This window comes from Humibacter sp., from assembly GCF_035547335.1.
GTDB lineage: Bacteria > Actinomycetota > Actinomycetes > Actinomycetales > Microbacteriaceae > Humibacter.
Map to the genome: position 1 here is coordinate 1 of NZ_DASZVF010000009.1, position 21,695 is coordinate 21,695.

Here is a 21,695-nt window from a genome sequence, read left to right on the forward strand (position 1 = left end):
CGGCTTCCTCCTCATGCTCGCCTCGACGTCGGGCCTCGAGTTCTGGTGGCAGCTGCTGCCCGGGCTCGTCGTCTACGGCATCGGGCTGGCCATCACCGTCGCGCCGCTGACGACGGCCATCCTCGGATCCATTCCCGTCGCGGATGCCGGAATCGGCTCGGCCGTCAACAATGCCGTCGCCCGCATCTCCGGGCTCATCGCCGTCGCCTTCCTCGGCACCATCGTCGGCGGCGTGATCGACACCGACGGCTTCCACCGTGCGCTCCTCGTCACGGCGGCGTGCTTCGCGGCCGGCGCGCTCATCTCGGCCGTCGGCATCCGCAACCTTCCCGTCGATGTCGAGGCGATCCCGGCGGCGGCGAAGGCCAACTGCAACGACCGTCCGTCCGCGGCAGCATTGCCCGAGGCGACCCGCTGACCGGCCCTCCTCCCTGTTGCGGCGCTGCGTGGACACGCTCAGGAGTCCTCGCTCTGCGACCCGTCGCGCAGCGAACGAGCCATGCTCTGCAGAAGCCGCAACGCCTGCGCCTGGTCGTCGTCCGTCATGCCGTGCAGCATCCTGAGCTCGACCGATCGCACGGCTGCGGATGCCTTCTCGAGGCTGCGCCGTCCGCGCGCCGTGAGGCGGGTAGGGAGCGCCTTCCCGACCGGCGGCTCGGCGGGTCTGGAGACGTAGCCATCCCTTTCCAGAGCCTGCAGCAGCACGTTCATCGTCTGCCGCGTGACGAACGCGCCCCTGGCGAGCTCGGAGTTCGACAGCCCCGGTCGCTGCGCCAGCAGCTCGAGGCACGAGTAGTGCGTGACGGTCATCCCGAGCGGGCGCAGCACATCCTCCATGGCAGAACGCAGCGCGCTGGATGCCTCCTTGAGCAGGTATCCCAGGGATGTCTCAAGGTCGACGCGGTCTTGACTCATGTCAGCAGTCTGACATACAGTCATCTATGTCAGACAACTGACATCCGATTCAGAGGAGCATCTCATGCCAGCAACAGGCCCCGACTTCATCTCCCTGCAGGTTCGCGATCTCGACGCATCCCAGGCGTTCTACGAGAACTACCTGGGCCTCGTCCGCTCGCAGTCCGGACCGCCGCACGCCGTGGTGTTCGAGACGAAGCCCATCGCATTCGCGCTCCGTGATGTCATCCCGGGCACGGATCTCGACGCCGTGACGCAGCCGGGCATCGGCGCCGCCATCTGGCTGCACGCGACCGACGTGCAGGCCATTCACGACGCCCTGGTCGCAGACGGCCACACCATCGTCTCCGCGCCGATCGACGGACCATTCGGTCGCACGTTCACCTTCGCCGACCCGGACGGGTATCAGATCACGCTCCACGACCGGGCCTGACCTCGCGCTCGGGGGAGGCCGGCGGCAGCGGATGCCCGGCCTCAGTCGGCGTGCGACTCGCGCTCTCCGGCGATCGCGCCCTGGATGGTGCGCACGGTCGATCCCAGCACACCCGCGCTGAGCAGGCCAGAGCCGAGCGGGCCGGACGGATCCGCACCGAGCGCAGGCAGCTGCCGCAGCGCCTCCCGGACAGCGGCGGACATCGCATCCAACTGCCAGCGGATCTCGTCGTCGCCGGCGATCGCCGGATCGACTGCCGCTTCGCGCACAGCCCGCACCGCGTACGCGGCCGCGCCGAGCGCGTGTGCTCCCATGTGCGCGACCGCCGCGGCCTGAGCCGCAGCACGGGCGGCAGCGATCGCCGCCGGAGAGGTCACCACGTTCGCAGCGCGGCCGGCGGCGAAGCGACGTCGGATCTCGCCGGCAGCATCCAGTTCTCCCCGGGGAGGCCACGTCACCTACCCTCGCAGACCCCGAGCGGTGCGAAGGAATTGACGGCTGATCGATCGCGGCTCCGTCCGCTGAGGCCTAACGTTCAGCGCGCGCCTCTCTCAAACTTTCGGCGCAGAGCGTTCGCGCCTCGTCGACCGTCAGGAGCAGGCGCGCAGGGTCGGCCGTCGCCGCGGACAGGATGCTGTCCACCTCACGCAGTCCCGCACGAACGAACAGCTGCTTCTCGTTCGTGATCCAGATGCCACGCGCGGCGAGCACAGCGTGCGCCGAACAGGTGGCGGCTCGGGCGACAAGTCCCAGGCACTGGGTCAGACGGCCGGATGAGGCGTGATACCGGCTCGCATAGTCGAATTCGGCCTCTGCTTGTGTCCACCACACGTCGGGAGCATGTCCTCGAAGCGCCTCGGGGTAGGAATGCACAACGGGCGGATCGCCGACGAGCACCCGATTCATCGCCAGTTCCGCCATCGCGAAATAGGACGGGAGGCGAGCGAGATGGAACCACAGAGGCTCCGTCGTGAACCTGCCCTCGCCGGCCTCGGTGATGACGTGCTCGACGACGTCGAGATCCCGGTAGTGCACATCGCTCTGGCGACCTTCCACCGTCAACCACGCTCCGCCGTTGAACACGGTGTCGGGCACAGAGCTCCAGCTCCCGAGCTCGCCGATGACGCCAGGCCAGCCAAGCTCGCGCAGTCCTTGCGGGTCGAACGCACCGCGGTAGTAGATCGAGAAGTCCCAGTCGCTGTCGGGGCGATTCGTGCCTTCTGCGCGCGACCCGCCCAACGTCACCGCTTCGACGCCGGGAAGAGAACCGAGGCGCTCGCCGACGTACGCGACGAACGCGGAGTCATCCATCGGAACACGCTAACAGCGCCGACCGGGCGGACGACGAATGCAGCGGATACACGACCGGGGCGTTCGCTCCTATGACGAGCCGAAAGCGCCGTGCGAACGCCAGAGCTCGGCCGCGCGATCGGCCGCCCTGTTGATCAGGTCCACGAGCTCAGGCCGATCCGGCACGGCGAACGACACGTACGCGCCCCTGCCGCCGGCGACCGGTCGCCCGTATGCTTTCGCGGCCAGGTCGCCGTTCGGCAGCAATCGCACCGTGATGCTCTGCAGCTCGAATTCCTCGCCACGCCGCACATCGCGCCAGCGCAGTTCCTGCGGAACGACGACATTGACCGCGGATGCGCCGACCTCGGGGACGCTCGACGGATGCTCCATCACCCCATGCTCCCAGAGCCGGCCACCCAGGCATGGGCATTCAGTCAGCGGCTGAGGATGGCGCTGCAGTGAGGGTCTCGAGCGTGTGGAGCAGGGCCGTTCGCTGCGATTCGTCGAGCGGCGAGAAGAGCTCCTCGAGCACGCTGGAGGCCACCCGATGCCCGTCCTCGAGAGCCTCGTGCCCCCGTTTCGTCAGCTCGTACTGCAGGCGGCGTCCTCGTCCAGGCGACCGCGCGATCAGGCCGCGCTCCTCGAGTCGGCCGGCGAGCGTGCCGAACGACTGATCGCTTTGGAACGTCGCGGCGGCCAGCTGGTGACCCGACGCCCCAGGCATCCGATCGATGGCGCGGAGCGCATCCCACTGCACGAGGGAGACGCCGACACCGCGCAGCGCCGCATCCATCGTTCGATGATTCCGGTACTGCGCCTGCTTGACGGCCAGGCCGAGTCTCTCCAGGTCCGTCGTCATGGTGTTACTGTATCAGCATACTTATATAAACATACTGATTCAGGGGCACCATGGATATCCTTCCCGAAGACCTGATCGTCGCCAGCAGCGGCGACCCTCGAGCGCGCACCGTCCTCATCCTGCATGGCGGTGGCGGTCCGCAGACCGTCGCGACGATCGCCGTCCATCTTGCGGAGACCATGCAGGTCCTCATGCCGACGCACCCCGGCTGGGAAGGAACGCGCAGGCCGGAATCCCTCACCTCCGTCGCGCGGCTCGCCGCCGGTTACCTCGAGTTCCTGGTGGAGCGCGGCGCACGCGATGTCGTTCTGGTCGGCTCGTCCATCGGCGGGTGGATCGCACTCGAGATGGCTCTGCAGGCGGCCGACGACGAGCGGTACCAGGGTCTCATCGGGGCGCTCATCGACATCGATGGAGTCGGCGCCGTGGTCGCGGGGGAGCCCATCGCCGACTTCTTCACGCTCGACGCTCGTGGCCTCGCCGAGATCGCGTGGCACGACCCGGAACGGGGCTATGTGGATCCGGCGGCACTCACGGACGAGCGACGTGCCGTACTGCGCACCAACGCGAGCACCATGGCGGTGATCGCCGGTCGGAGCATGAGCGATGCAGGCATGCTCGGCCGACTCGATGCGATCACGGTTCCGACTCTCCTCGTCTGGGGCGAGAGCGACCGTGTTGTCACCCCTGCGTACGGGCAGGCGATCGCCGATCGGATCCCGGCCGCGCGGTTCGTGCAGATCCCCGCCGCCGGCCACCTGCCGCATCTCGAGGCGCCCGACGCGACGTGGGCCGTTATCGACCGGTTCCTGTCCGACGCGACGGCGCTGGGATGACGACGAGCGCGCTTGAGTAGGCGCGCTCGAGTTTTGTAGTGTTTAACGACAAACATCGGGAGGCGTGATGCAGGCCGACGAGTGGTCGCCCACCCTCCTCCCGGAAGGACGAGCCGTTCGCACCAGGCGCCGTCTCCCCGGCGGATTCGCGAACCCGGTGTGGCTGTGCGAGCTCGACGACGGGGACGTCGTCGTCGTCAAGGCATCGACCCGCGATGCCGCCGACCTGTTCGCCGGCGAGGCTGCGGGGCTCGAAGCACTCGCCTCGCTGGGCGGACTCACCACTCCTCGTGTGGTGGCGGTCGGTCGCCACTCGATCGTGCTGGAGGCGCTGGATCCGCGTCTTCCCAACACCGATCGGTTCTGGCAGCAGGCGGGGCGCGTCGTCGCTCGCATGCACACCACCACCGCGCATGACCGCTTCGGCTGGGAAAACGACGGCTGGCTGGGTCTCTTTCCGCAACGCAACGCCTGGGATGCCGATGGGCATCGCTTCTTCGCCGAGAACCGCGTTTTGCGCTATCTCGGTGAGGCACGCGTCGAAAAGGAGCTCGACGCCGGCGACCGGGCGGGGATCGAACGGGTGTGCGCGCGACTTCCCGAGCTGGTTCCGGACACCGGCGCCTGTCTCACTCACGGTGACCTGTGGCGCAACAACGTCATCGCCGACCACGACGGGCGACCCGCCTTCCTCGATCCAGCCGTGAGCTACACCTGGGCCGAGGTGGATGTCGCACACATGCTCTGCTCGGGGGGTGTACCGGAGTCGTTCTTCGAGGCGTATGCCGAAGTCCGGCCGCTCCATCCCGAGTGGCGGGAGCACGCCCGCATCCTCAACCTGCGACAGCTTCTCGCGATGCTCGCCGCCGGCATCCCGATCCCGACGATCGTGGCATCCATTCGGGAGCTCATCGCCACGTACGCGTGAGGCCTGCCGCGCACCACGGGCGTGCGTTCCTGTCGAGCGCTGAGCAGCACGGCTCTGGACACCGCTCGACCGGAGGCCTGGGCTGGACGAGACTTGCCGCATGGCGAAGACGACAAGGGTGTTGAGCGTGACGGTGCCGGTTCCGGACCAGGACCGAGCCCTGGAGTACTACCGAGACGTGCTCGGGTGCGAGGTGAGATACGACGGAGAACCCTGGCCCGGCGCGCGCATGATCGAGGTCGTTCCGCCCGGGTCGTCAGTGGGAATCGTGCTGCTCCCCCCGGACAGCGAGCTCCCGATCGCCGTGCGCCTGGGGACCGACGACGCAAACGAAGCGTTCGGTCGGGTCAGGGACTCGGGCAGCGATATGCACAATGACGCACCCATCACGATCCCCGGCGGGAGGCCGATGTTCTTCTTCGACGACCCCTTCGGCAACGGGCTGGTGTACATCGAAGAAGGCTGAACCCCGAGCATCCTTCCAGCACAGAGCGGGTGCTACTAGACGTCCACGCGGTAACCGAGGGCGAGGTCCGCGGCGTTCTGTCCGCGAATGCCCCGGTTGACCTTCGGTGTTTCCGTGATCGTGATCTCCAGGCTGTGTGGACGGATTCCCGCCTCGGCTTCGACACGGGTGAACAGTTCGGCGATGAGCGCGCGCTTGGCGGCTTCCGAGCGGCCCTCGAACATCGAGATCTCGATGATCGTGTACTCGGTGCCGCGGTCCTCCGGGTAGAAGAAGTCCTCCGCCTCGAGGGCGATGAAACGCTGGAACAGCTTCTCCCTCGGGTAGTCGAGGGCGACCATGATCGCCCCGTGATGGCTGCGGAAAGAGCTGCCCGTCGCTGCATCAGCGACTCACGCCGCCCGTACACCACTACCTGCGCCATGCGGTCACGATAGTCGTCCCCACCCCGGCGTCCGACGGCCGACGTGAAGCCGCTACCGGAGTCGACCGTCGGGCCCAGGACGTCGGCGCCGAACATGCCGACACCGGGGGTAGTTCGAGGTCAGGGGAGCACGATCACCTTTCCGGTGATCGGGCCAGCGGCCGCCTCGGCATGAAGCGCGGGCAGTTCAGAGAGCGGAATCCGTCGCGTCACCTCCACAGCGAGCGCACCCTCGTCGACGAGCGCCACCAGCTGTTCGAGCCGGTCGCGGTTCGGTTGAACGAACACGGTCACCCCACGTACCCCACGACTCTCATCACCCGGCGTGGCCATGAACGCCGTCGTGCTCACGACCACGCCGCCGTCTCGAACCGCCGCGACGTACTCCGCGAACTGCCCAGGAGCGATAGGGGCGAGATTCAGCAACGCGTCGACGCGCTCGTCGAGAGCCGGCAGAAGGTCGGTCATGGTGTGATCGACGATCTCGTCGGCGCCGGCCGCGCGCACCGCGTCGATGCTGCGCGGGCTCGCCGTCGCGATGACATGCACGCCCGCGCGCTTGGCCAGCTGGATGGCGTACTTCCCGACGACACCTCCCGCCCCGACGATCAGCACGCGCTGCCCCGCTTCGAGGCGACCGTCATCGAAGAGAGCCTGCCAGGCGGTCAGCGCCACCGATGGAAGCCCGGCCGCGTCCGCCAGCGGGATGCTCGCGGGCGCCGCGACCACGGCATCCGCGGGTGCGATCACGTATTCAGCGGCTCCGCCGTTGCGCTCCATGGGGAGGAACGCGATCACCGGGTCACCGATAGCGAGGTCCACGACTCCATCGCCGATCGCGTCGACGACGCCTGACACGTCATATCCCGGAATGTGCGGCAGCTCGATCGGAATCGGGAGCAGCCCGGCTCGCATGCTGCTATCCGCCGCGCTGTACGCGGAAGCCGCGACGCGCAACAGCACCTCTCCGGCCGCCGGGGCGGGCCGCTCCGCCTCACCGTACTGGAGGACCTCGGGTCCGCCTAGCTCATGGAACTGCACTGCCTTCATGATCTGAGTCCTCTCATTTACTTCGAATTGGAAGTACCTGCCGAGGACTCTAACTCTGTTTCGAATTCAAAGCAACCCTTAGAGTGGATCCATGACGCACGCACCCGCATCGCTCACGCCGACCCAGCTCCAGGCGTACTTCGCGTTCACCGAGGTGAGCGCGCTCGTGCGGCCCGCCGTCGAGAAGCAGCTCCGAGAGGTCGGCGACCTCAGCTACGTGCAGTTCCAGCTGCTGGCCCGACTGGGTGACGCGCCGAACGGTCGCCAGCGCATGACCGACCTCGCCGACGGCGTGGTCTACAGTCGCAGCGGTCTCACCTACCAGGCGCAGGTGCTCGAGCAGCGTGGCCTCGTCACTCGCTCACCATCGCCGGAGGACGAACGCAGCACGATCGTCGCGATCACGGCGGCGGGGCGGGACACGCTTGCGACGGTCTTTCCAGGCCACATCGCAACCGTTCACGAACTGCTGTTCGCACCGATCACGGCCGAGGATGCGCGTGACCTCGCACGCATCCTCGGTCGCGTGAGCGAGCACCTGCGCGCGGCACCTCCGCGTTCGGCCGGTCGCAGGACGAAGTAGACAAAGCGAGCGCCGGGCCCCGATGTGCTCGGGACCCGGCGCTCCTCTTACTGAATCAGCAACCAGACGATGCGCGGCGGACCAAGCACCGGCAGAAGTGCTTCCCCGCGCACCGACTCGCGGTGTGTCAGCCGGCCAGCGAGATGATGCCCGCCTCCACCGGTCCCGACTCGCCGTACTGCGCTCCGGTGATCACGAAGACCAACCCGCGGTTCTCCGGGCTTCCCGGGCCGTCCAGCGGAATCGTGTACCGGCTGTAACCGGCCGGCATGGGCGTGGAAAGACGCGTCCACGCCGACGGATCGCCGAGTTCCGTGTTGACGAAGAAGTCCTGATCGTCGTTGCCGGTCACGACGATCGTTCCGTTCACGCCCGGATACTGAGACCACGACACGACAGGGGCACCGTTCGGTGCGTTCCCGTCCTTGTCGAGGAGAGGCGTGTCGGGCGAGAACCGGAACGACTCAGGGTCCTTCGCGATCCGGTAGTGCACGTGATACGTGTAGTTGTTCTGATCCGGGTTCTCCGGGTCATCGGGCTCGCCGAACTCGTACGTCATGATCCACAGGTCACCCTTCAGCTGCGCCACCGTGGTCATGCCGGGACGCTCCGCGTACGCCGTACCCGTCGCGTCGTCGACGACCGGGCCCCACGTGCGCAGATCCGTGCTGGTCTGGTGCGCCAGCTTCTGGCCGAAGTTCGGATCCCGCTGGTCCGAGTAGTAGCAGATCATGTTGTTCTCGTGCAGAAGCAGGAACGGCTCCCACACCGGCGTCGCACCGTTCGTCGTGTTGGGCGGGCCGCCCTGGGCCACGGTGCTCAGGAATTGCCAGGTGAGGCCGGCATCCGTGCTCGCATACAGCTGGATGTTGGTGCTGCTGAAGTTGCCGAGCGCGTTGCACGCGAAAAGGAGAGTCCCCTTCGCAAAACCGGCGAACGCCCGCGGCAGCTCGTAGAGGAACGGCTGCCGGTACAGCCCGGATGCCGAACTCGGCACGCTGCTCCACCTGGTCCACGTGCGGCCGTCGTCGTCGCTGCGGTAGATCGGGAACCCCGGCCCTCCGCCGCCCTGGTACGTCGCCAGGATGGTCTGCGACTTGCCGGCCGGCTGCCCCGCAGTGAGCCGGACGGCGCGAGCGTACGACGTGCGCCCGTTCTGTCCGGCGACGACAACAGGCCCGAACGGCACCTCGCCGCCGGGCTTTCCGGCGACGGTCGCCGCCTCGGCGAAGGCCGGCCCTGCGAGGCCGAGCGTCACGCCGGCCGCGGCCGCGGCTCCCGCGCCCAGAAGGGCCCGGCGCGAAATCCCGGTTTCGCGTCGGCGGTACCGCTGTCATCAGGTGCATCGTGAAACTTCACTTGCTTCCTCCCCATTGAAGCCCCCCTGCCATGCACGTCCGTGTGCATAGCCCCGAAAGGGCGTGCTCCGAAGGCTAGTGCGGGATTTGTTCTCAGCTCAACCAAATCCGCAACATTTAAGAACCTTCAGGATCGCGGAGTGCTTCGGCTTTGACCGATCGACAAGCACGGCCTTGACTGCCGATCGGGCACTCCATGGCGTCGTCGGCGGGACGCGCCCGGCACGCGAAGCCATCCCTCCAGGGATGAATTCGAGTGATCCTCACTATCCGGGAGTACAATGCGCGCCGGGGCCCCATCCGTGCTGCGAGTAGCCGCGGCGTTGGGCTGGGCCGGCGCGGAATGGCAGCGCCCCGGAATGGGGAGCATCATGTTCGACAACTTGATGGCGACAGCCGTTCTACCGGCATCGGACCTCGACCGCGCTCGCACCTGGTGGCACGACGTTCTCGGCCGCGAGCCGGTGTACGCCGACGACGAGCCCGGCAATCTGCTGTACGACATCGGAGGCACGACCGTGCTGGTGTACCGCACCGACTTCGCAGGCACCGCTCAGAACACCGCACTCGACCTCGTCACCGATGACATCGACCGGGATGCGACGGCGCTGCGCACGCACGGCGTCGTGTTCCACGAATACGACCTGCCCGGACTGAAGACGGTCGACGGCATCGCCGACATCGGCGGCCTCCGCGGCGCGTGGTTCAGCGACAGCGAAGGCAACATCATCGCGATCAGCCAGCCGACGCCCGAGATGATGCAGGCCACGAAGGGGATGCGCGCCGGCACGGCGAACTGAGGCCACAGACCGCATCCGGTGGTCGATCGTCGGACCGCCGTCCTCGAGGAGGCGGTAGTGATTTACGCGCGGAAGCGGGTCAGAGCATCCGCGATCGTCTCGTGGTCGACGACGTCGGACTCACCCGACGACGAGAGCGTGCCGATCAGCTCGCCATTAGCGAAGAGCGGGATGCTGCCGCCCCAGAACTTGTACTCGGGGCCGAGGCCCTCGGCCACGGACGGGTCGGCGTCCTTCTTGAAGCGGCCGAGCAGGGAACTGTGCCCGAAGTGCTTCACGACCAGTCGCTTGCCGACGATCACGTCGGCGTTCGGCTGACCCGTGGATCCGAGTTGCGCGCGGTATGCCAGTTCGTCGCCGATGTGCACCTCGATGGCGAGGTTCAGCTCGCGTTCGCGCACGAGCGCGACGGCCATCTCTCCGAGGCGAGCTGCGTCATCCCGCGTGAAGGACGCGAACTCCGCGACCGGTTCGGCTCCGAGTTGTTCAAGGGTGTACGTCGGTTCGGCGTGGGTCATAACGACATCCTGGCCCATCCGTCACCTCCTCGAGGCAGCGCCCTTCGCCACCCTCGCTCGCACGTGAAGAGCCGCACCGACCAGCGGGTCAGTCGCGAGGCTGGAGATTCCGCTGCGCCCAGGCGCCGAGCTCTTCGATGGTCGGCACGATTTCGGCGCCGGCAGCCGTGAGCTCGTATCGCACCGATACGGGCGGACCTTCCGCTACGTCGCGGCGGACGAGTCCGGCTTCCGCGAGCTCGGACAGTCGCTCAGAGAGCACGGTGTCGCTGATGCCGCTGACGGCCTTGCGAAGCTCGACGAACGACGCACTTCCGCCGCCCAGCACACCGAGAATCATGCCGTTCCATCGCTTGCCCAAGACCGAGAAGGCGAGCGTGATCGCCGAATCACACCTGCGCACATCGGTCTCGGGCTGGGCCATGACACCCATCCTAACCGTGCTATCTTTTGCTCTGTTGCTCTATTTTTCTTAGTCCCTTAGTGTATGGAAGAAGTGTCATGTCGTTGTTCCGTCTCGATGCGAGCATCACGCCCGCGACATCCCAGAGCCGTGCCCTCGCCGATCTGGTGGAAGCCGAATGGTCCGCTGAGCACCCCGACTCGGTCGTCACGCGTCGTGACCTCGGCAGCCAGCCCCTGCCCGCCACGCTGTGGCGCGACGTCGTGACCAGCGGATTCGTGCCCGAGGCAGACCGCACCCCCGATCAGCGCGCCGCCGTCGCGTATGCCACCACCCTTGCCGACGAACTCATCGACGCGGATGCCCTTCTGCTGGCGATCCCGCTCTACAACTGGGGAGTCGCTGCCCACGTGAAGAGCTGGTACGACGTCACCTACACCGATCCGCGCATCGCCGGCGGCGCCCTCAAGGGCAAGCCCGCCGTGCTCGCGACGGTGCTCGGCGGCAACTACAACCCCGGCACGCCCAAGGAAGGATGGGACCACTCCACACCGTGGCTCACCCGGGTGATCAGCGAGGTGTGGGGTGCCGACCTTCTCGTTGTGCAGCGGCAGTTCACGCTCGTCGGCGTCAACCCCGCGCTCGACAGGTTCACCGAGGAGGCAGCCGAGATCAAGGCCGCTGCCGAGCGGTTGGCGATCGAGCACGGGCGCGCCCTCGCAGCGAAGCGGTATTCGCCGGTGGGCTGATGCGGGATCGCGGTATCCACGTGCACTCGCATCTGATACGCGTCTCGAGGAATGTCCGATCGCACTTGCGGTTGTACTGCCCAGCACCGGCTCCGCGCCCAGACAGTGACTGAGCTTTAGGCTCGACTGATGGATGCGAGGCGGGCGGCGATCGTCTACAACCCGGTGAAAGTCCCGCTTGATCGGCTGCGGGATGCTCTCGGCGAGCAGGAGAGGCTGCACGGGTGGTCGACTTCCGCCTGGTACGAGACGAGCCCCGACGACGCAGGGACGCAGGCGGCACGAGATGCTCTCGCGGATGACCCATCCGTGGTGATGGTGGCGGGCGGCGACGGCACGGTGCGCGCGGTCGCCGAGGTCATGCGCGACAGCGGAACTGCGTTGGCGTTGCTGCCTTTCGGCACCGGCAACCTGTTGGCTCGCAATCTCGGTCTGCCCTTGAACGACGTCGAACGTTCCGTTCGGGTGGCGTTCTCGGGCAGGACGCGGGCGGTCGATGTCGCGATCGCCGACATGGAGGACGAGGAGGGTCGGCGGAGTTCGCATACGTTCCTGGTGATGGCCGGGATCGGGCTGGATGCCGAGATGGCCGAGAACACGAATGCGCTGGCGAAGAAGCATGTCGGCTGGCTGGCCTATGTGGCTCCGATCGCCCGCTCCATCGTCAGAAATCGGCTCTTCCACGTGGACTACCGAATAGACGCCGGCCACGTGAGGTCGTCTCGCGCCCACACGGTCATCGTGGGCAACTGCGGAACTCTCACCGGGAACATGCTCCTGATCCCGGGGGCGCGAATCGATGACGGTCTGCTCGACGTGGTGATGCTGCGGCCTAGAGGCCGGTTCGGCTGGGCCGGTATCGGAACCCGCCTCACTCTCCAGGGCATCGCCCACCATTCGCGCATCGGGCGCAGGATGCTCGCGCTCACCCCGGACCTGCGTGCACTCGCGTATGCGCAGGGCCGGCAGTTCGACGTCCGCTTCGAGACACCGCACGGTGTCGAACTCGACGGCGACAGCTTCGGCCACATCGCACGTGCCCGGATCACCGTTCGGCCGGGCTCGCTATCGATCTGCGTGGGCGAGGATCCGGACACCGGCGAGTAGCGCGGAGACCTGGGCGCCGCGCGACGTCTCCATGACGCCAACGACCATCACTGTAGGTTCCGCGTCGAGATGGCGGTAAGCGCCAGGGGTTCCGCAGTACGTTGCGGGGATACCGAGTTCGGGTTCCGCGGGCAGATGGCGACTTCCTACAGCGACACTTGCGGGCATGTTCCACCAGGGGATCCCGCACCGTTCGCCGATGGGCGCGACGAGAGCGTCGATCCACCTGCTCGAATGCGTCAAATCCTGGGTCGCGACAGCGCATCTTGCAGCGGGTTGATGCCTGCACTCACCGGTGCGCGCATCGCGTTAGGCGCTAGCAAGCGGGAGCGGCGACCGGCAATCGGGTTCCTGCAGCCCTTGACCCGCCATTGTCGGCTGTCCGCAATAGCGGAGCCGTACCCAGACCATCGGCGCGTGCCTTTCACAGCTCGGCGAAGAGCGCGAACCTGTCGGTCTGACCGTTTGGCCAGGCATATTTCGATACGGGTGACAGACTCCGGGCAAGGGGTATGGCGGACGCGTTTATCGTCTGAACCAGGACCTCCCTATTCGGGCGGGGGCCAGCAACTCGAAGGAGCACCATGACCACCGACGACGAAAACCGCCAGTACACCGCCGCGCTCGACGAAGCAGAGCGGATGCTCGGCTTCCGCCTTGAGCGGTTCCTCGGCACTGCCGACACCGAGCCCACCAACGCCGCCGACTTCAAGCGCATCGCCACGGTGCAGGCGTTCGGTGCCGCATGGCCACGCACCGAACACCTCGACACCCGAACCCGCGCCCTGATCTCCGTCACCATCGCCGCCACGCTCGGAGTGCTCGAACCCCTTCGCGGACAGCTTCGCATCGCGCTGAACAACGGGGTCACGAAGGAAGAGATCGTCGAGGCATTCATCCAGATCAGCGCCTACGCCGGCGCCGCCCGCGCGTTCGAAGGCTACGGAATCGCCGCCGAAGTGTTCGCCGAGTAGGTCGCACCTCGATACCGCCCTGAAACACAAGAACGGCGGCCAGTTAATGGCCGCCGTTCCCAGTGCTTTCCAGGTGCGTAGCGGGAGCGGGACTTGAACCCGCGACACCACGATTATGAGCCGTGTGCTCTAGCCAAACTCTCACGATCACAGCACTTCGGTCGAGGAACCGCGGATTTGCGGCGTTTTCAAGGCTCGCATGATCACTGTGATCACTTCGGTTCGCCTTCGAGTGTGGGCAAAATGTGGGCAAGCAACGAGGCGTGTTCGGCACCAGGGAACCTCTCACGAGGAGCGAATATCGGGCGGGGAGGCCCACACGCCGGCGTCCCGCCCATCCTCGCGGTCACGGGCTGTCGACTCGAATGTATAGGCCGCGACCTGTTCAGCGATCCCTCAAGGTAGAGGGCGTGGGATTCGAACCCACCTAGCGTCCCTGAAGACGCGGGGCTTCTGAGGTAAAAGTGCTGTTCAGAGGCTCTATTTGAATCACGTTGATATGGTCCCAGTCACAGCGTTTGACGACAGAATGTCGTCAAAACTGTCGTCAAACGCGAGTATGGCGGCCGTGCACGCGAGATCTTCCACCCGTCCGGCTCTGCCTTCAAACTCCGCCTTGACGTGCCGGGCATGCGCCTACCTTGCTCGTGCGGTAGCCGGCGCGAGACACATTGAACCGTCCCCGGTTCTGTGCCGCTTCTATGCGGGTGCCATCTCCGGTTGGGATGGCGTGTTGAGGTCAGCGTAGTAGCTGGCCTCGAACTCGTCGGGCGGGACGTCGCCGAGGGTGCTGTGCAGGCGTCTGCTGTTGTACCAGTCGACCCATTCGGCGGTGACCCATTCCACGTCGGTGACGGTGCGCAGGGGGCCGTTGCGGAACGGGCTGTCCTCTCGGATGGCTTCGTTCTTGAACAGCCCAATCGTGGACTCGGCCAGTGCGTTGTCGTAAGCGTCGCCGATTGACCCGATCGAGGCGGCGATGCCCTCCAACGCGAGTGTCTCGGCGAAGCTGACCGAGGTGAATTGGCTGCCCGCGTCCGAATGATGGATCAGGCCCTCACCGGCTGGTCGGCCGGCGCGGTCGCGACGCCATAATCCCATCCGCAGTGCGGTGGTCACCAGCGGGGTGGTCTTGGTCGTCGCGGCGTGCCAGCCGACGATCGCCCGGGAGTAGCAGTCGATCACGAACGACACGTAACAGAACCCGGCCCAGGTGCGCACATAGGTGAAGTCCGCCACCCAGCGCAGGTTCGGCGCCGCAGCGGTGAAGTCCCGATCCAGCAGGTCCGGCGCCCGGGTCGCGTTCTTATCCGGGATCGTGGTGCGCACGCCCCGGCCCCGGGTGCGCCCGCGCATGCCCAGTTCTCGCATCAGCCGATCCACTCGGCGCGCCGAGACGGCCAGGCCGCGGCGGCGCAGCAGCGCCGTCATCTTCCGTCGCCCATACATGCTCTCCGGGGTTCCGGCCGTTGCCAGCAGCGCATCGATCACCACCGCATCCGCGTGGTCCCGGGCGCTGGCACCGGCATGCTTCCAGGCCCGATATGTCCGCGCGGCGACCCGCACGCCCTGCGATCGCAGAACAGTGCAGACCGACCCGACCGCGCGGCCTTTCACCCGCTGCTCCTCGATGAACGCGAGGATCAACGGCGTCGGGGGTCGAGTTCCCCGGCGAAGAAAACCGCCGCGTCCTTCAGGATCGCGTTCGCCTCACGCAGCTCACGGTTCTCCCGCTCGAGCCGGCGGATCCGCTCGGACTCGGACGAGGTCACCCCTGCCCGGTCGCCGGCATCCACCTGCGCCTGCCGCACCCAGCGGCGCAGCGACTCCGCACCGATCCCCAACCGCGACGAGACCGTCTCGCACGCGGCCGTCAGGTTCGGATACTCATCCAAGTGATCCAGAACCAGCCGCGTCGCCCGCTGCTTGGTCTCCTCCGGAATCTTCTTCGGCATGATCTCTATCTTCCTTCCACACTCGAAAGGAAGCGGCATCAAACCGGGGACGGTTCATAGTCCCGGAGTTCAGCCGATGACCTACCTCCACCGCCGCGGCGTCGCGGACGGCGGGGTTATAGCCGTGCTCGAAGTACAGATTGCGGAGCGTGTCGTTGCGCACTTTGTTCCATTCGATGCTCAACACGTCCCCGTCCGAGTTGGAGGCGACCGCAGGGTCCTCGGGAGTCATATCCGAGGGGTCCACGATGAACGCGTCGATCTGGGGCAACTCCATGTTGTCCCACTCGTGTGCGAACGGTGTCCTGTTGAGCTTGTGCGGTGTGCGTCCTTCCACCGGCGAGTTATCGAAGCTCGGTTGGATTCGGCGAAGACGCGCTGCGACATCGAGCCAGAGTTCCCGCGCCGTGGAGAGCGTGAAGGTGTAAGCGAGGCCGGCGTTCAGCACCTCGGAGTCGCTGGGAACCTGAACGCGTGCCGGGCGCTGCGTGCCGTGGTACAAGGGGACGAGTGAGCGCAACGCTGTTGCGGCGAGCTCCACGTCCTCCGGCAGTGTGAGGTCTCCGCCAAGGTCGAGCATCTGGTCAGTGGTGCTGGCAACGTCACGGGACTGTGCGAGGAGATTGCCATATCCGAACGCGGTGACAATCGTGAGGAAGCGCCGACATTCCCACACGGCGCGCACAAACTGAGCGGCAGCCTCGAAGGCTGCCGGCCCCTCTTCGCCAAACTCCAACTCGTCGTCGTGCAACTGCACACCTCTCGATCACTGTCGGCTAAGAGTAGCTACCACAAGCCGGCAGGCCTTCGTGCTCAGGGACGGGACGTACCGCACGGTCCGTGTCCGTGAGCCGATCCGCTTGAGCACAGCGTGGACATTCGGCCGTTCGGTGGGCCGACAGTCTGCGCATCCTGCGCTGTCCGCGGCGCCACGCCGCACCCCGCCGGAGACCACCGGCGCCACGGTGGACGCAAGCGGTTGGGACGGCCAGACGCGGCGGAGGCGGAGGACCCGATTTGGGGGTGAGGGGTGCCAATTCGATGATCGGCGGACCGCTAGCGTCATCTCTGGATCACTAAGGAGACGCATGAACATCGCACAGTTCCGGAAGCTTTTGGCAACGGCAGCCGGCCGCCGGGAACTCGGGATTGAGATGTCGTCGGACGAGGCTGCCGTCATCCTCGCGGACGACGAGCTGACGGTCGACGCCCATGACGCATACGAGCGCAATTCCAGCGCCGCAACACTGGTCGAGGCTGAGAACGACAGCTCACTCGGTGCATCGACGAGCGCGGCACCTCGCCGATGGAAAGGCTGGATGACTGCTGCCACAGTTGGGATAGGTGTTGTTCTGGTCGTAGCGATCGCTGCCACAGTCAGTATCGGAAGTGCCACGTCTGCACCACAGTCGCACTCCGCAGCCAAGACCGGCACGCATCATGCGGAACCGAGAAAGACGGCCGCCGCAGCGGCGGATCCTTGCGACAAGTACTCACTCAAACAGGCGTATGACTCCTGTAAGTCCGGGGATCTCACCTCCGCCGACAAGATGCAATCGGACTACGACAACGGTACCGGCACCTATGCTCCGACACTCCCCGGTGTCGGATCGACACTCACCAACAGCGGCGCGACAATCACAGTCACGGGTGCCGCGGACGCCAGCACGGTGACATGGAACAACTCATACTTCCGGCAGGGTTCGGGGAACGAGACCTACATTGACAAGCCACCTGCAGCTGGCAACAAATTCTTCATCGTGACTGCGACCGTCACGAATAGCGGAACCGACTCGATGGACATGACCTGTAGCCTGCCCGTCGAGTTCAAGGCGGTCAGCGCCAACCATCAGAACTTCGACCCGATCGACGACCTGTACAACGTCAAGAGCAACCCGGAATGTAATCACCTCCTGGAACCCGAATCATCCGAACCAATGACATGGGTATTCGAAGTGCCAAACGATGCGGACATCGTCGGCGCCTACTTCTACGCAACCTTCACCACCGCCTCACAAGCTCAGATCTTCACGTTCGACAAGAACTACTCGATCACAGCCGGGACCTAAGCGGCCGATCCGACTGCTAACGGCATCCATCATCAGAGTCGGATAGCGATCACCCCCAGTACAGAGCGTCCATCGACCACCTCCGACGCGCGGACAGGCACCCGGACCGAACCGGGCGACCAATGAACCGGGCCCGGACCGAATAGGACGCCGTCCGCACCCGGACGAGGCTCGACCGGCTCACCCGGGTGTCAGCGACAGGCCCGGCTCGAACCGTTCCGCCGTGATCGGTGCCAGGAGCTCGCGTTCGACAGCGAGGTCTTGGGCGACGGTGCGGATCCGATCGCCGATCCTGCGGTTCTCGTCGTCGAGGTCCCACTGACGAACCTTCTGATTCAGTTCGGATCTCATCTCAACCCTTGACGGCGCCGGCCAAAGCTGAACTGCCGCCGAGGAACCGGGTCGTGACGACGTCCAGCCCGAGCATCGGCAGTGATCTTCAGGCCGCGGCCAGCTGGGCCCGAGAGAATCACGTCGATCAACCTCCGGCTGGTGGCTAGATGAGCCCGATCAAGGGTGCAGGACAACGAGCTTTTGTCGGAGCAGCTCCGCCACGGCATACTTAACGCCCTCATGGCCCTCGCCGGATCCCTTCACTCCGCCATAGGGCATGTGATCCGTGCGGAAGGATGGCGGCATATTCACGAATACACTGCCCGACTCGGCCCGGCGCGCGTACTGCATGGCCGTCGCAAGATCCGAAGTGTAGATGGACGTATTGAGGCCGTATTCTGCTGCATTGACCTCGGTGATCGCCGTCGCCAACGAATCGACCTCAACGACGCTGACCACGGGACCGAACGCCTCGGCGCAGATGAGCGGGCTATCCCGCGGCACATGAGTGAGAACCGTGGGAGCCAGCACCCCGTCGCGGACTTCGCCCCCTGCGACCAATCGGGCGCCAGCTGCGGCAGCTTCTTGGATCCAACTCAGAAGACGCTCGGTTGCGGCTGCCGTCACCAGCGGACCCACGACGGTCGACTCGTTGCGCGGATCACCATATGCGACTGCCGAGGCGATCGTGCCCAGCGCTGTAGTGAATTCCGCGGCGACCCCACGCTCGACGTACACGCGTTGGAGAGAGACGCATGCCTGACCGGACCCAGTGAACGCGGCCGCGGCGGCGGCCTCGGCCGCTCGACCGAGATCGGCATCGGCCGCCACGAACATCGCCGTGATGGACCCGAGCTCAAGTACGAAACTCTTGCGGGGCGAGCGTGCTTTAAGCCCCCAACCGACTGCGGACGACCCGGTGAAGGTGATGACGGCCACGCGGTCGTCATCCTGCCAGGCTCCCACGATCTCCTCGGGCGGCCCGGTCACGAGATTGAGCCAGCCGGCGGGGAGCCCTGCGTCCTCGAAGAGCTGCACAAGGAATCCGGCCGCTAATGGCGAATGGTCGGACGGCTTTAGAACGACGGCACAGCCTGCCGCGATCGCCGGCGCGATCTTGTGCAGCACGAGGTTGACGGGGAAGTTGAAGGGTGTGATCGCCGCCACCACTCCGCGCGCTTCGGGGATGGTGAAGGCCATGGTGTCGGCTCCGGCTGCCGCGGCGTCCAGCGGTACGTACTCGCCCGGCAACCGCTTGGCCTCTTCGGCGGCCAACTGGGTGGTCAGTACCCCGCGGGAGACTTCGGCTCTCGACGCGGTGAGGGGCTTCCCGAGTTCCGCGGTGATCAGCTCGGCCAGTTCCTCTGCCCGCTCCTCCATGGCGCGCGCGACGGCGCTGAGCACGCGCGAGCGCTCTGGGATCGCCAGGGGGTTGCGCATCGCGTGGACGGCGGCGTCGGTGGCCGCGACGGCGTCCTCGCGGGAAGCGACAGCAAGCCGGGCGAGTTCCACACCAGTCCAAGCGTCGATCACTGCGCGCGAGGTGGGCGTCTCGATCCAGCGCCCGTCGATGAAGATGCCTTGATACGTCATCTCTGCTCCTTCGACCCCTCCGCCTGCTCCACGAAGCGGTCTGCGATCTCGGCCAGGTTCGTGCGGACGGACGCGACGAACTCGCGAGTTGAGGCGGCACCCCCGAGATCGCGGGTGGAGGTCCCGTCCGCAAGGGTCTTCTCGAACCCGGCGATTAGGTGCGCGGCCGCCGTTCCATACCCGAGGTGTTCAAGCATGAGGGCGCCGCTCCAGATCTGTCCGATCGGGTTGGCGATGCCCTGGCCTGCGATGTCGGGGGCCGAGCCGTGCACCGGCTCAAACATCGACGGGTACCGGCGCTCCGGGTTGAGGTTCGCGCTAGGGGCGACGCCGATCGATCCGGTAACCGCGCTGGCGAGGTCCGAGAGGATGTCGCCGAGCAGGTTCGATGCCACGATCACGTCGAACGACCACGGTCGCAGCACCAGGGCCGCGGCGAGCGCATCGGCCAGGACGCTGGTCAGTTCGATCCCGTCACGCGCGGCGACCGTCTCGGCGACGACTTCGTCCCAGAACGGCATGGTGTGGATGATGCCGTTGCTCTTGGTGGCGGAGGTGAGTCGGCCGTGGCGTTGCGCGGCGATCTCGGCAGCATAGCGCGCCACCCGATCGATGCCGCGCCGCGTAAAGACGGTCTCCTGTACCGCCGACTCGCCCTCCCCCCCACGGGAGAACCGGCCACCGATCTCGGAGTACTCACCTTCGCTGTTCTCGCGCACGATGACGAGGTCGACGCGACGGTCGTCGGCGAGCACAGGCCGGATCCCGGGCAGGGTGCGCGCGGGCCGCACGTTGACGTACTGCTCGAAGTGCCGCCGGATCGGGATCAAAAGGCCCCAGAGGGTCTCGGTGTCGGGGATGTCGGGAGCGCCGACGGCGCCGAGGAAGATCGCGTCGTGCCGGGCGAGCTCATCGAGGCCATCGAGGGGCATCATCCGGCCGTGAGTCCGGTAGTAATCGGAGCCCCAGTCGAGCTCGTGCCAGGTCAACTCCAGCGGATGCCAGGCGCTGAGAGCGTCGATGCACTCCCGCGCCGCCGGCATCACCTCCTGGCCGATCCCGTCGCCAGCGATGACTGCGATGCGTGCGGGCACTGTCGATTCCTTCCTTCGGTGGTTCGACGTCTCGGTCGACGACACGCGTCACCCGTCCCCGAGGAACGCGCGCAGCTCGGTCGTGTCCGGAATCGCGGAGCGGCCGTCCAACCCCCGGCAGGACAAGGCAGCGACGGCGTTCGCCTCCCGGACCGCGTCGTCGAGCGGGCGGCCGAAGACGAGGGATGCCAGCAAAGCCCCGTGGAAGACGTCACCCGCGCCGAGCGTCGACACCGCGTCAACCGCGAATGAGTCAACGAACCGCGGCACGTCGTCGAGATAGTAGCTGCCCCGCGACCCGTCGGTCGCGACGACCCATGCGGCTCCTTCCTCTCGGGCCCGACGGAGGGCATCGTCTACGCCACTGGCGGACGGATACCGCGTCAGGAGGGCGGGAACCGACGGTGCATAGAGATCGATTCCCCGCAGGTCGAGGTCATCGATCGGATTACCGCCGTCGAGACTCAGACGGTTTGTCACGGTACCTGCTGCTGCGTCGATCGCGGCCCGGGTCGGCGCATGTCCGGCGTGGTCCACGTGCAGCCACGTCGACGCACTCAATGGGATGTCGACGGCCCGAGGAGCCGGAGCCCGCACCGTGACGATGGCACGGCTTTCGGTCGCGGTCGACACCAGGACCATGCTTCGAGCGGTCTCCACGTCGGGATCGACCGTGAGCCAGTCGGTCACCACGCCCTCGGATTCGAGATGGCGACGCGCAGCGTCACCTGCCTCGTCCTCTCCGACGACACCGCAGAACCCGACGCGGACGCCAAGGCGCGCGAGCGTGACCGCTGCCGTGGCTGCCGGACCGCCGTGCGCGTCGGTGATGGACGTGGCGAGCACTCGCTGGTCGTCCGTCGGCATGCGGTCAAGAAGGGCGATCCGATCCGAGGTGGCCGACCCAACACAAATCACATCCAGCATCCGCGTTCTTTCTCGACTCAAGGTGTTG

25 protein-coding genes and 2 pseudogenes are annotated in these 21,695 nt (G+C 66.4%); 11 read left to right on the forward strand and 16 right to left on the reverse strand.

Annotation, left to right across the window (positions count from 1 at the left end; all coding sequences use genetic code 11):
* A pseudogene (locus VHB92_RS01965) lies at positions 1-418 on the forward strand (MFS transporter); the annotation flags it as partial.
* A gap of 38 nt (positions 419-456) precedes the next feature.
* Here VHB92_RS01965 and VHB92_RS01970 read toward each other — a convergent pair.
* Positions 457-915, reverse strand: coding sequence for a MarR family winged helix-turn-helix transcriptional regulator (locus VHB92_RS01970; protein ID WP_325450840.1), 459 nt, complete (start codon positions 913-915; stop codon positions 457-459).
* 64 nt (positions 916-979) lie between these two features.
* On the opposite strand from VHB92_RS01970, the gene VHB92_RS01975 reads away from it, so the two are divergent.
* Positions 980-1,348, forward strand: a complete 369-nt coding sequence (locus tag VHB92_RS01975) for a VOC family protein (protein ID WP_325450843.1) — start codon at positions 980-982, stop codon at positions 1,346-1,348.
* Positions 1,349-1,389: 41 nt separating this feature from the next.
* Here the strand turns inward: VHB92_RS01975 and VHB92_RS01980 are convergent, their stop codons facing one another.
* The 4 genes from VHB92_RS01980 to VHB92_RS01995 form a co-directional block, all read right to left on the reverse strand.
* On the reverse strand, positions 1,390-1,806 hold the full coding sequence (locus VHB92_RS01980; protein ID WP_325450845.1) for a putative immunity protein: 417 nt from the start codon (positions 1,804-1,806) through the stop codon (positions 1,390-1,392).
* Between the two features lie 70 nt (positions 1,807-1,876).
* The gene (locus VHB92_RS01985) at positions 1,877-2,659 is read right to left on the reverse strand and encodes a nucleotidyltransferase domain-containing protein (protein ID WP_325450847.1); all 783 of its coding nucleotides are present in this window, start codon (positions 2,657-2,659) and stop codon (positions 1,877-1,879) included.
* Positions 2,660-2,728: 69 nt separating this feature from the next.
* Positions 2,729-3,031, reverse strand: coding sequence for a hypothetical protein (locus VHB92_RS01990; protein ID WP_325450849.1), 303 nt, complete (start codon positions 3,029-3,031; stop codon positions 2,729-2,731).
* A 40-nt stretch (positions 3,032-3,071) separates the two neighbouring features.
* On the reverse strand, positions 3,072-3,500 hold the full coding sequence (locus tag VHB92_RS01995) for a MarR family winged helix-turn-helix transcriptional regulator (protein WP_325450851.1): 429 nt from the start codon (positions 3,498-3,500) through the stop codon (positions 3,072-3,074).
* 50 nt (positions 3,501-3,550) lie between these two features.
* Here VHB92_RS01995 and VHB92_RS02000 point away from each other — a divergent pair, with 50 nt between their 5' ends.
* The 3 genes from VHB92_RS02000 to VHB92_RS02010 all read left to right on the forward strand — a co-directional run bounded on the left by VHB92_RS02000 (position 3,551) and on the right by VHB92_RS02010 (position 5,730).
* Complete coding sequence (locus VHB92_RS02000) at positions 3,551-4,336, forward strand: alpha/beta hydrolase (RefSeq protein WP_325450853.1); 786 nt, start codon at positions 3,551-3,553, stop codon at positions 4,334-4,336.
* 67 nt (positions 4,337-4,403) lie between these two features.
* On the forward strand, positions 4,404-5,264 hold the full coding sequence (locus tag VHB92_RS02005) for a fructosamine kinase family protein (RefSeq protein WP_325450855.1): 861 nt from the start codon (positions 4,404-4,406) through the stop codon (positions 5,262-5,264).
* Between the two features lie 100 nt (positions 5,265-5,364).
* Positions 5,365-5,730, forward strand: coding sequence for a VOC family protein (locus tag VHB92_RS02010; RefSeq protein ID WP_325450857.1), 366 nt, complete (start codon positions 5,365-5,367; stop codon positions 5,728-5,730).
* A gap of 35 nt (positions 5,731-5,765) precedes the next feature.
* Here the strand turns inward: VHB92_RS02010 and VHB92_RS02015 are convergent, their stop codons facing one another.
* Together VHB92_RS02015 and VHB92_RS02020 are read right to left on the reverse strand one after the other, a co-directional pair.
* The gene (locus VHB92_RS02015; RefSeq protein ID WP_325450859.1) at positions 5,766-6,071 is read right to left on the reverse strand and encodes a tautomerase family protein; all 306 of its coding nucleotides are present in this window, start codon (positions 6,069-6,071) and stop codon (positions 5,766-5,768) included.
* 203 nt (positions 6,072-6,274) lie between these two features.
* Positions 6,275-7,204: an NADP-dependent oxidoreductase gene (locus VHB92_RS02020; RefSeq protein ID WP_325450861.1), complete on the reverse strand. Its 930-nt coding sequence runs from the start codon at positions 7,202-7,204 to the stop codon at positions 6,275-6,277.
* 91 nt (positions 7,205-7,295) lie between these two features.
* Between VHB92_RS02020 and VHB92_RS02025 the strand changes: the two genes are divergently transcribed.
* Positions 7,296-7,787, forward strand: a complete 492-nt coding sequence (locus VHB92_RS02025) for a MarR family winged helix-turn-helix transcriptional regulator (protein WP_325450862.1) — start codon at positions 7,296-7,298, stop codon at positions 7,785-7,787.
* A gap of 127 nt (positions 7,788-7,914) precedes the next feature.
* Here VHB92_RS02025 and VHB92_RS02030 read toward each other — a convergent pair whose 3' ends face one another.
* A complete protein-coding gene (locus VHB92_RS02030; RefSeq protein ID WP_325450863.1) occupies positions 7,915-9,045 on the reverse strand; it encodes a sialidase family protein in 1,131 nt (376 codons plus the stop codon).
* Between the two features lie 471 nt (positions 9,046-9,516).
* Between VHB92_RS02030 and VHB92_RS02035 the strand changes: the two genes are divergently transcribed.
* Positions 9,517-9,945, forward strand: coding sequence for a VOC family protein (locus VHB92_RS02035; protein WP_325450865.1), 429 nt, complete (start codon positions 9,517-9,519; stop codon positions 9,943-9,945).
* A 62-nt stretch (positions 9,946-10,007) separates the two neighbouring features.
* Here the strand turns inward: VHB92_RS02035 and VHB92_RS02040 are convergent, their stop codons facing one another.
* Together VHB92_RS02040 and VHB92_RS02045 are read right to left on the reverse strand one after the other, a co-directional pair.
* Positions 10,008-10,463 (reverse strand): heme-binding protein, encoded by a 456-nt coding sequence (locus VHB92_RS02040; RefSeq protein ID WP_325450867.1) that lies wholly within the window; start codon positions 10,461-10,463, stop codon positions 10,008-10,010.
* An 88-nt stretch (positions 10,464-10,551) separates the two neighbouring features.
* Positions 10,552-10,887 carry a helix-turn-helix domain-containing protein gene (locus VHB92_RS02045; RefSeq protein ID WP_325450869.1) on the reverse strand — a complete coding sequence of 112 codons (336 nt, stop codon included), beginning with the start codon at positions 10,885-10,887 and terminating at the stop codon, positions 10,552-10,554.
* Positions 10,888-10,964: 77 nt separating this feature from the next.
* Here VHB92_RS02045 and VHB92_RS02050 point away from each other — a divergent pair, with 77 nt between their 5' ends.
* The 3 genes from VHB92_RS02050 to VHB92_RS02060 all read left to right on the forward strand — a co-directional run bounded on the left by VHB92_RS02050 (position 10,965) and on the right by VHB92_RS02060 (position 13,696).
* Positions 10,965-11,615: an FMN-dependent NADH-azoreductase gene (locus VHB92_RS02050; RefSeq protein ID WP_325450871.1), complete on the forward strand. Its 651-nt coding sequence runs from the start codon at positions 10,965-10,967 to the stop codon at positions 11,613-11,615.
* Positions 11,616-11,744: 129 nt separating this feature from the next.
* Positions 11,745-12,722: a diacylglycerol/lipid kinase family protein gene (locus VHB92_RS02055; protein WP_325450873.1), complete on the forward strand. Its 978-nt coding sequence runs from the start codon at positions 11,745-11,747 to the stop codon at positions 12,720-12,722.
* A 584-nt stretch (positions 12,723-13,306) separates the two neighbouring features.
* Positions 13,307-13,696 carry a carboxymuconolactone decarboxylase family protein gene (locus VHB92_RS02060; RefSeq protein ID WP_325450875.1) on the forward strand — a complete coding sequence of 130 codons (390 nt, stop codon included), beginning with the start codon at positions 13,307-13,309 and terminating at the stop codon, positions 13,694-13,696.
* Positions 13,697-14,395: 699 nt separating this feature from the next.
* On the opposite strand, the gene VHB92_RS02065 is transcribed toward VHB92_RS02060, so the two are convergent.
* Together VHB92_RS02065 and VHB92_RS02070 are read right to left on the reverse strand one after the other, a co-directional pair.
* Positions 14,396-15,651, reverse strand: a protein-coding gene (locus tag VHB92_RS02065) for an IS3 family transposase (protein ID WP_226658157.1) whose coding sequence is annotated in 2 segments (ribosomal slippage) — positions 14,396-15,381 and positions 15,381-15,651 — 1,257 coding nt in all. Because the reading frame shifts where the segments join, the coding sequence is not laid out codon by codon here.
* A complete protein-coding gene (locus VHB92_RS02070; RefSeq protein WP_325450879.1) occupies positions 15,584-16,402 on the reverse strand; it encodes a hypothetical protein in 819 nt (272 codons plus the stop codon). Before VHB92_RS02070 ends, VHB92_RS02065 begins: the two co-directional genes overlap by 68 nt.
* Positions 16,403-16,739: 337 nt before the next feature.
* Between VHB92_RS02070 and VHB92_RS02075 the strand changes: the two genes are divergently transcribed.
* Positions 16,740-17,720: a hypothetical protein gene (locus VHB92_RS02075; protein ID WP_325450881.1), complete on the forward strand. Its 981-nt coding sequence runs from the start codon at positions 16,740-16,742 to the stop codon at positions 17,718-17,720.
* A 106-nt stretch (positions 17,721-17,826) separates the two neighbouring features.
* On the opposite strand, the pseudogene VHB92_RS02080 reads toward VHB92_RS02075, so the two are convergent.
* The 4 genes and pseudogenes from VHB92_RS02080 to VHB92_RS02095 form a co-directional block, all read right to left on the reverse strand.
* Positions 17,827-18,077: pseudogene (locus VHB92_RS02080) on the reverse strand (Mu transposase domain-containing protein); the annotation flags it as partial.
* Between the two features lie 153 nt (positions 18,078-18,230).
* Positions 18,231-19,646 carry an aldehyde dehydrogenase family protein gene (locus VHB92_RS02085; RefSeq protein ID WP_325450883.1) on the reverse strand — a complete coding sequence of 472 codons (1,416 nt, stop codon included), beginning with the start codon at positions 19,644-19,646 and terminating at the stop codon, positions 18,231-18,233.
* Positions 19,643-20,740: a tartrate dehydrogenase gene (locus tag VHB92_RS02090; protein ID WP_325450885.1), complete on the reverse strand. Its 1,098-nt coding sequence runs from the start codon at positions 20,738-20,740 to the stop codon at positions 19,643-19,645. The genes VHB92_RS02085 and VHB92_RS02090 overlap by 4 nt, the downstream gene beginning before the upstream one ends.
* A 48-nt stretch (positions 20,741-20,788) precedes the next feature.
* Positions 20,789-21,667 carry a carbohydrate kinase family protein gene (locus VHB92_RS02095; protein WP_325450887.1) on the reverse strand — a complete coding sequence of 293 codons (879 nt, stop codon included), beginning with the start codon at positions 21,665-21,667 and terminating at the stop codon, positions 20,789-20,791.
* Between the last annotated feature and the right edge of the window lie 28 nt (positions 21,668-21,695).

Coding starts and splice junctions, on each gene's coding strand:
- VHB92_RS01970 (WP_325450840.1), bottom strand. CDS start 915: ATGAGTCAAGACCGCGTCGACCTTGAGACATCCCTGGGATACCTGCTC.
- VHB92_RS01975 (WP_325450843.1), top strand. CDS start 980: ATGCCAGCAACAGGCCCCGACTTCATCTCCCTGCAGGTTCGCGATCTC.
- VHB92_RS01985 (WP_325450847.1), bottom strand. CDS start 2,659: ATGGATGACTCCGCGTTCGTCGCGTACGTCGGCGAGCGCCTCGGTTCT.
- VHB92_RS01990 (WP_325450849.1), bottom strand. CDS start 3,031: ATGGAGCATCCGTCGAGCGTCCCCGAGGTCGGCGCATCCGCGGTCAAT.
- VHB92_RS01995 (WP_325450851.1), bottom strand. CDS start 3,500: ATGACGACGGACCTGGAGAGACTCGGCCTGGCCGTCAAGCAGGCGCAG.
- VHB92_RS02000 (WP_325450853.1), top strand. CDS start 3,551: ATGGATATCCTTCCCGAAGACCTGATCGTCGCCAGCAGCGGCGACCCT.
- VHB92_RS02005 (WP_325450855.1), top strand. CDS start 4,404: ATGCAGGCCGACGAGTGGTCGCCCACCCTCCTCCCGGAAGGACGAGCC.
- VHB92_RS02010 (WP_325450857.1), top strand. CDS start 5,365: ATGGCGAAGACGACAAGGGTGTTGAGCGTGACGGTGCCGGTTCCGGAC.
- VHB92_RS02015 (WP_325450859.1), bottom strand. CDS start 6,071: ATGGTCGCCCTCGACTACCCGAGGGAGAAGCTGTTCCAGCGTTTCATC.
- VHB92_RS02020 (WP_325450861.1), bottom strand. CDS start 7,204: ATGAAGGCAGTGCAGTTCCATGAGCTAGGCGGACCCGAGGTCCTCCAG.
- VHB92_RS02025 (WP_325450862.1), top strand. CDS start 7,296: ATGACGCACGCACCCGCATCGCTCACGCCGACCCAGCTCCAGGCGTAC.
- VHB92_RS02035 (WP_325450865.1), top strand. CDS start 9,517: ATGTTCGACAACTTGATGGCGACAGCCGTTCTACCGGCATCGGACCTC.
- VHB92_RS02040 (WP_325450867.1), bottom strand. CDS start 10,463: ATGACCCACGCCGAACCGACGTACACCCTTGAACAACTCGGAGCCGAA.
- VHB92_RS02045 (WP_325450869.1), bottom strand. CDS start 10,887: ATGGCCCAGCCCGAGACCGATGTGCGCAGGTGTGATTCGGCGATCACG.
- VHB92_RS02050 (WP_325450871.1), top strand. CDS start 10,965: ATGTCGTTGTTCCGTCTCGATGCGAGCATCACGCCCGCGACATCCCAG.
- VHB92_RS02055 (WP_325450873.1), top strand. CDS start 11,745: ATGGATGCGAGGCGGGCGGCGATCGTCTACAACCCGGTGAAAGTCCCG.
- VHB92_RS02060 (WP_325450875.1), top strand. CDS start 13,307: ATGACCACCGACGACGAAAACCGCCAGTACACCGCCGCGCTCGACGAA.
- VHB92_RS02075 (WP_325450881.1), top strand. CDS start 16,740: ATGAACATCGCACAGTTCCGGAAGCTTTTGGCAACGGCAGCCGGCCGC.
- VHB92_RS02085 (WP_325450883.1), bottom strand. CDS start 19,646: ATGACGTATCAAGGCATCTTCATCGACGGGCGCTGGATCGAGACGCCC.
- VHB92_RS02095 (WP_325450887.1), bottom strand. CDS start 21,667: ATGCTGGATGTGATTTGTGTTGGGTCGGCCACCTCGGATCGGATCGCC.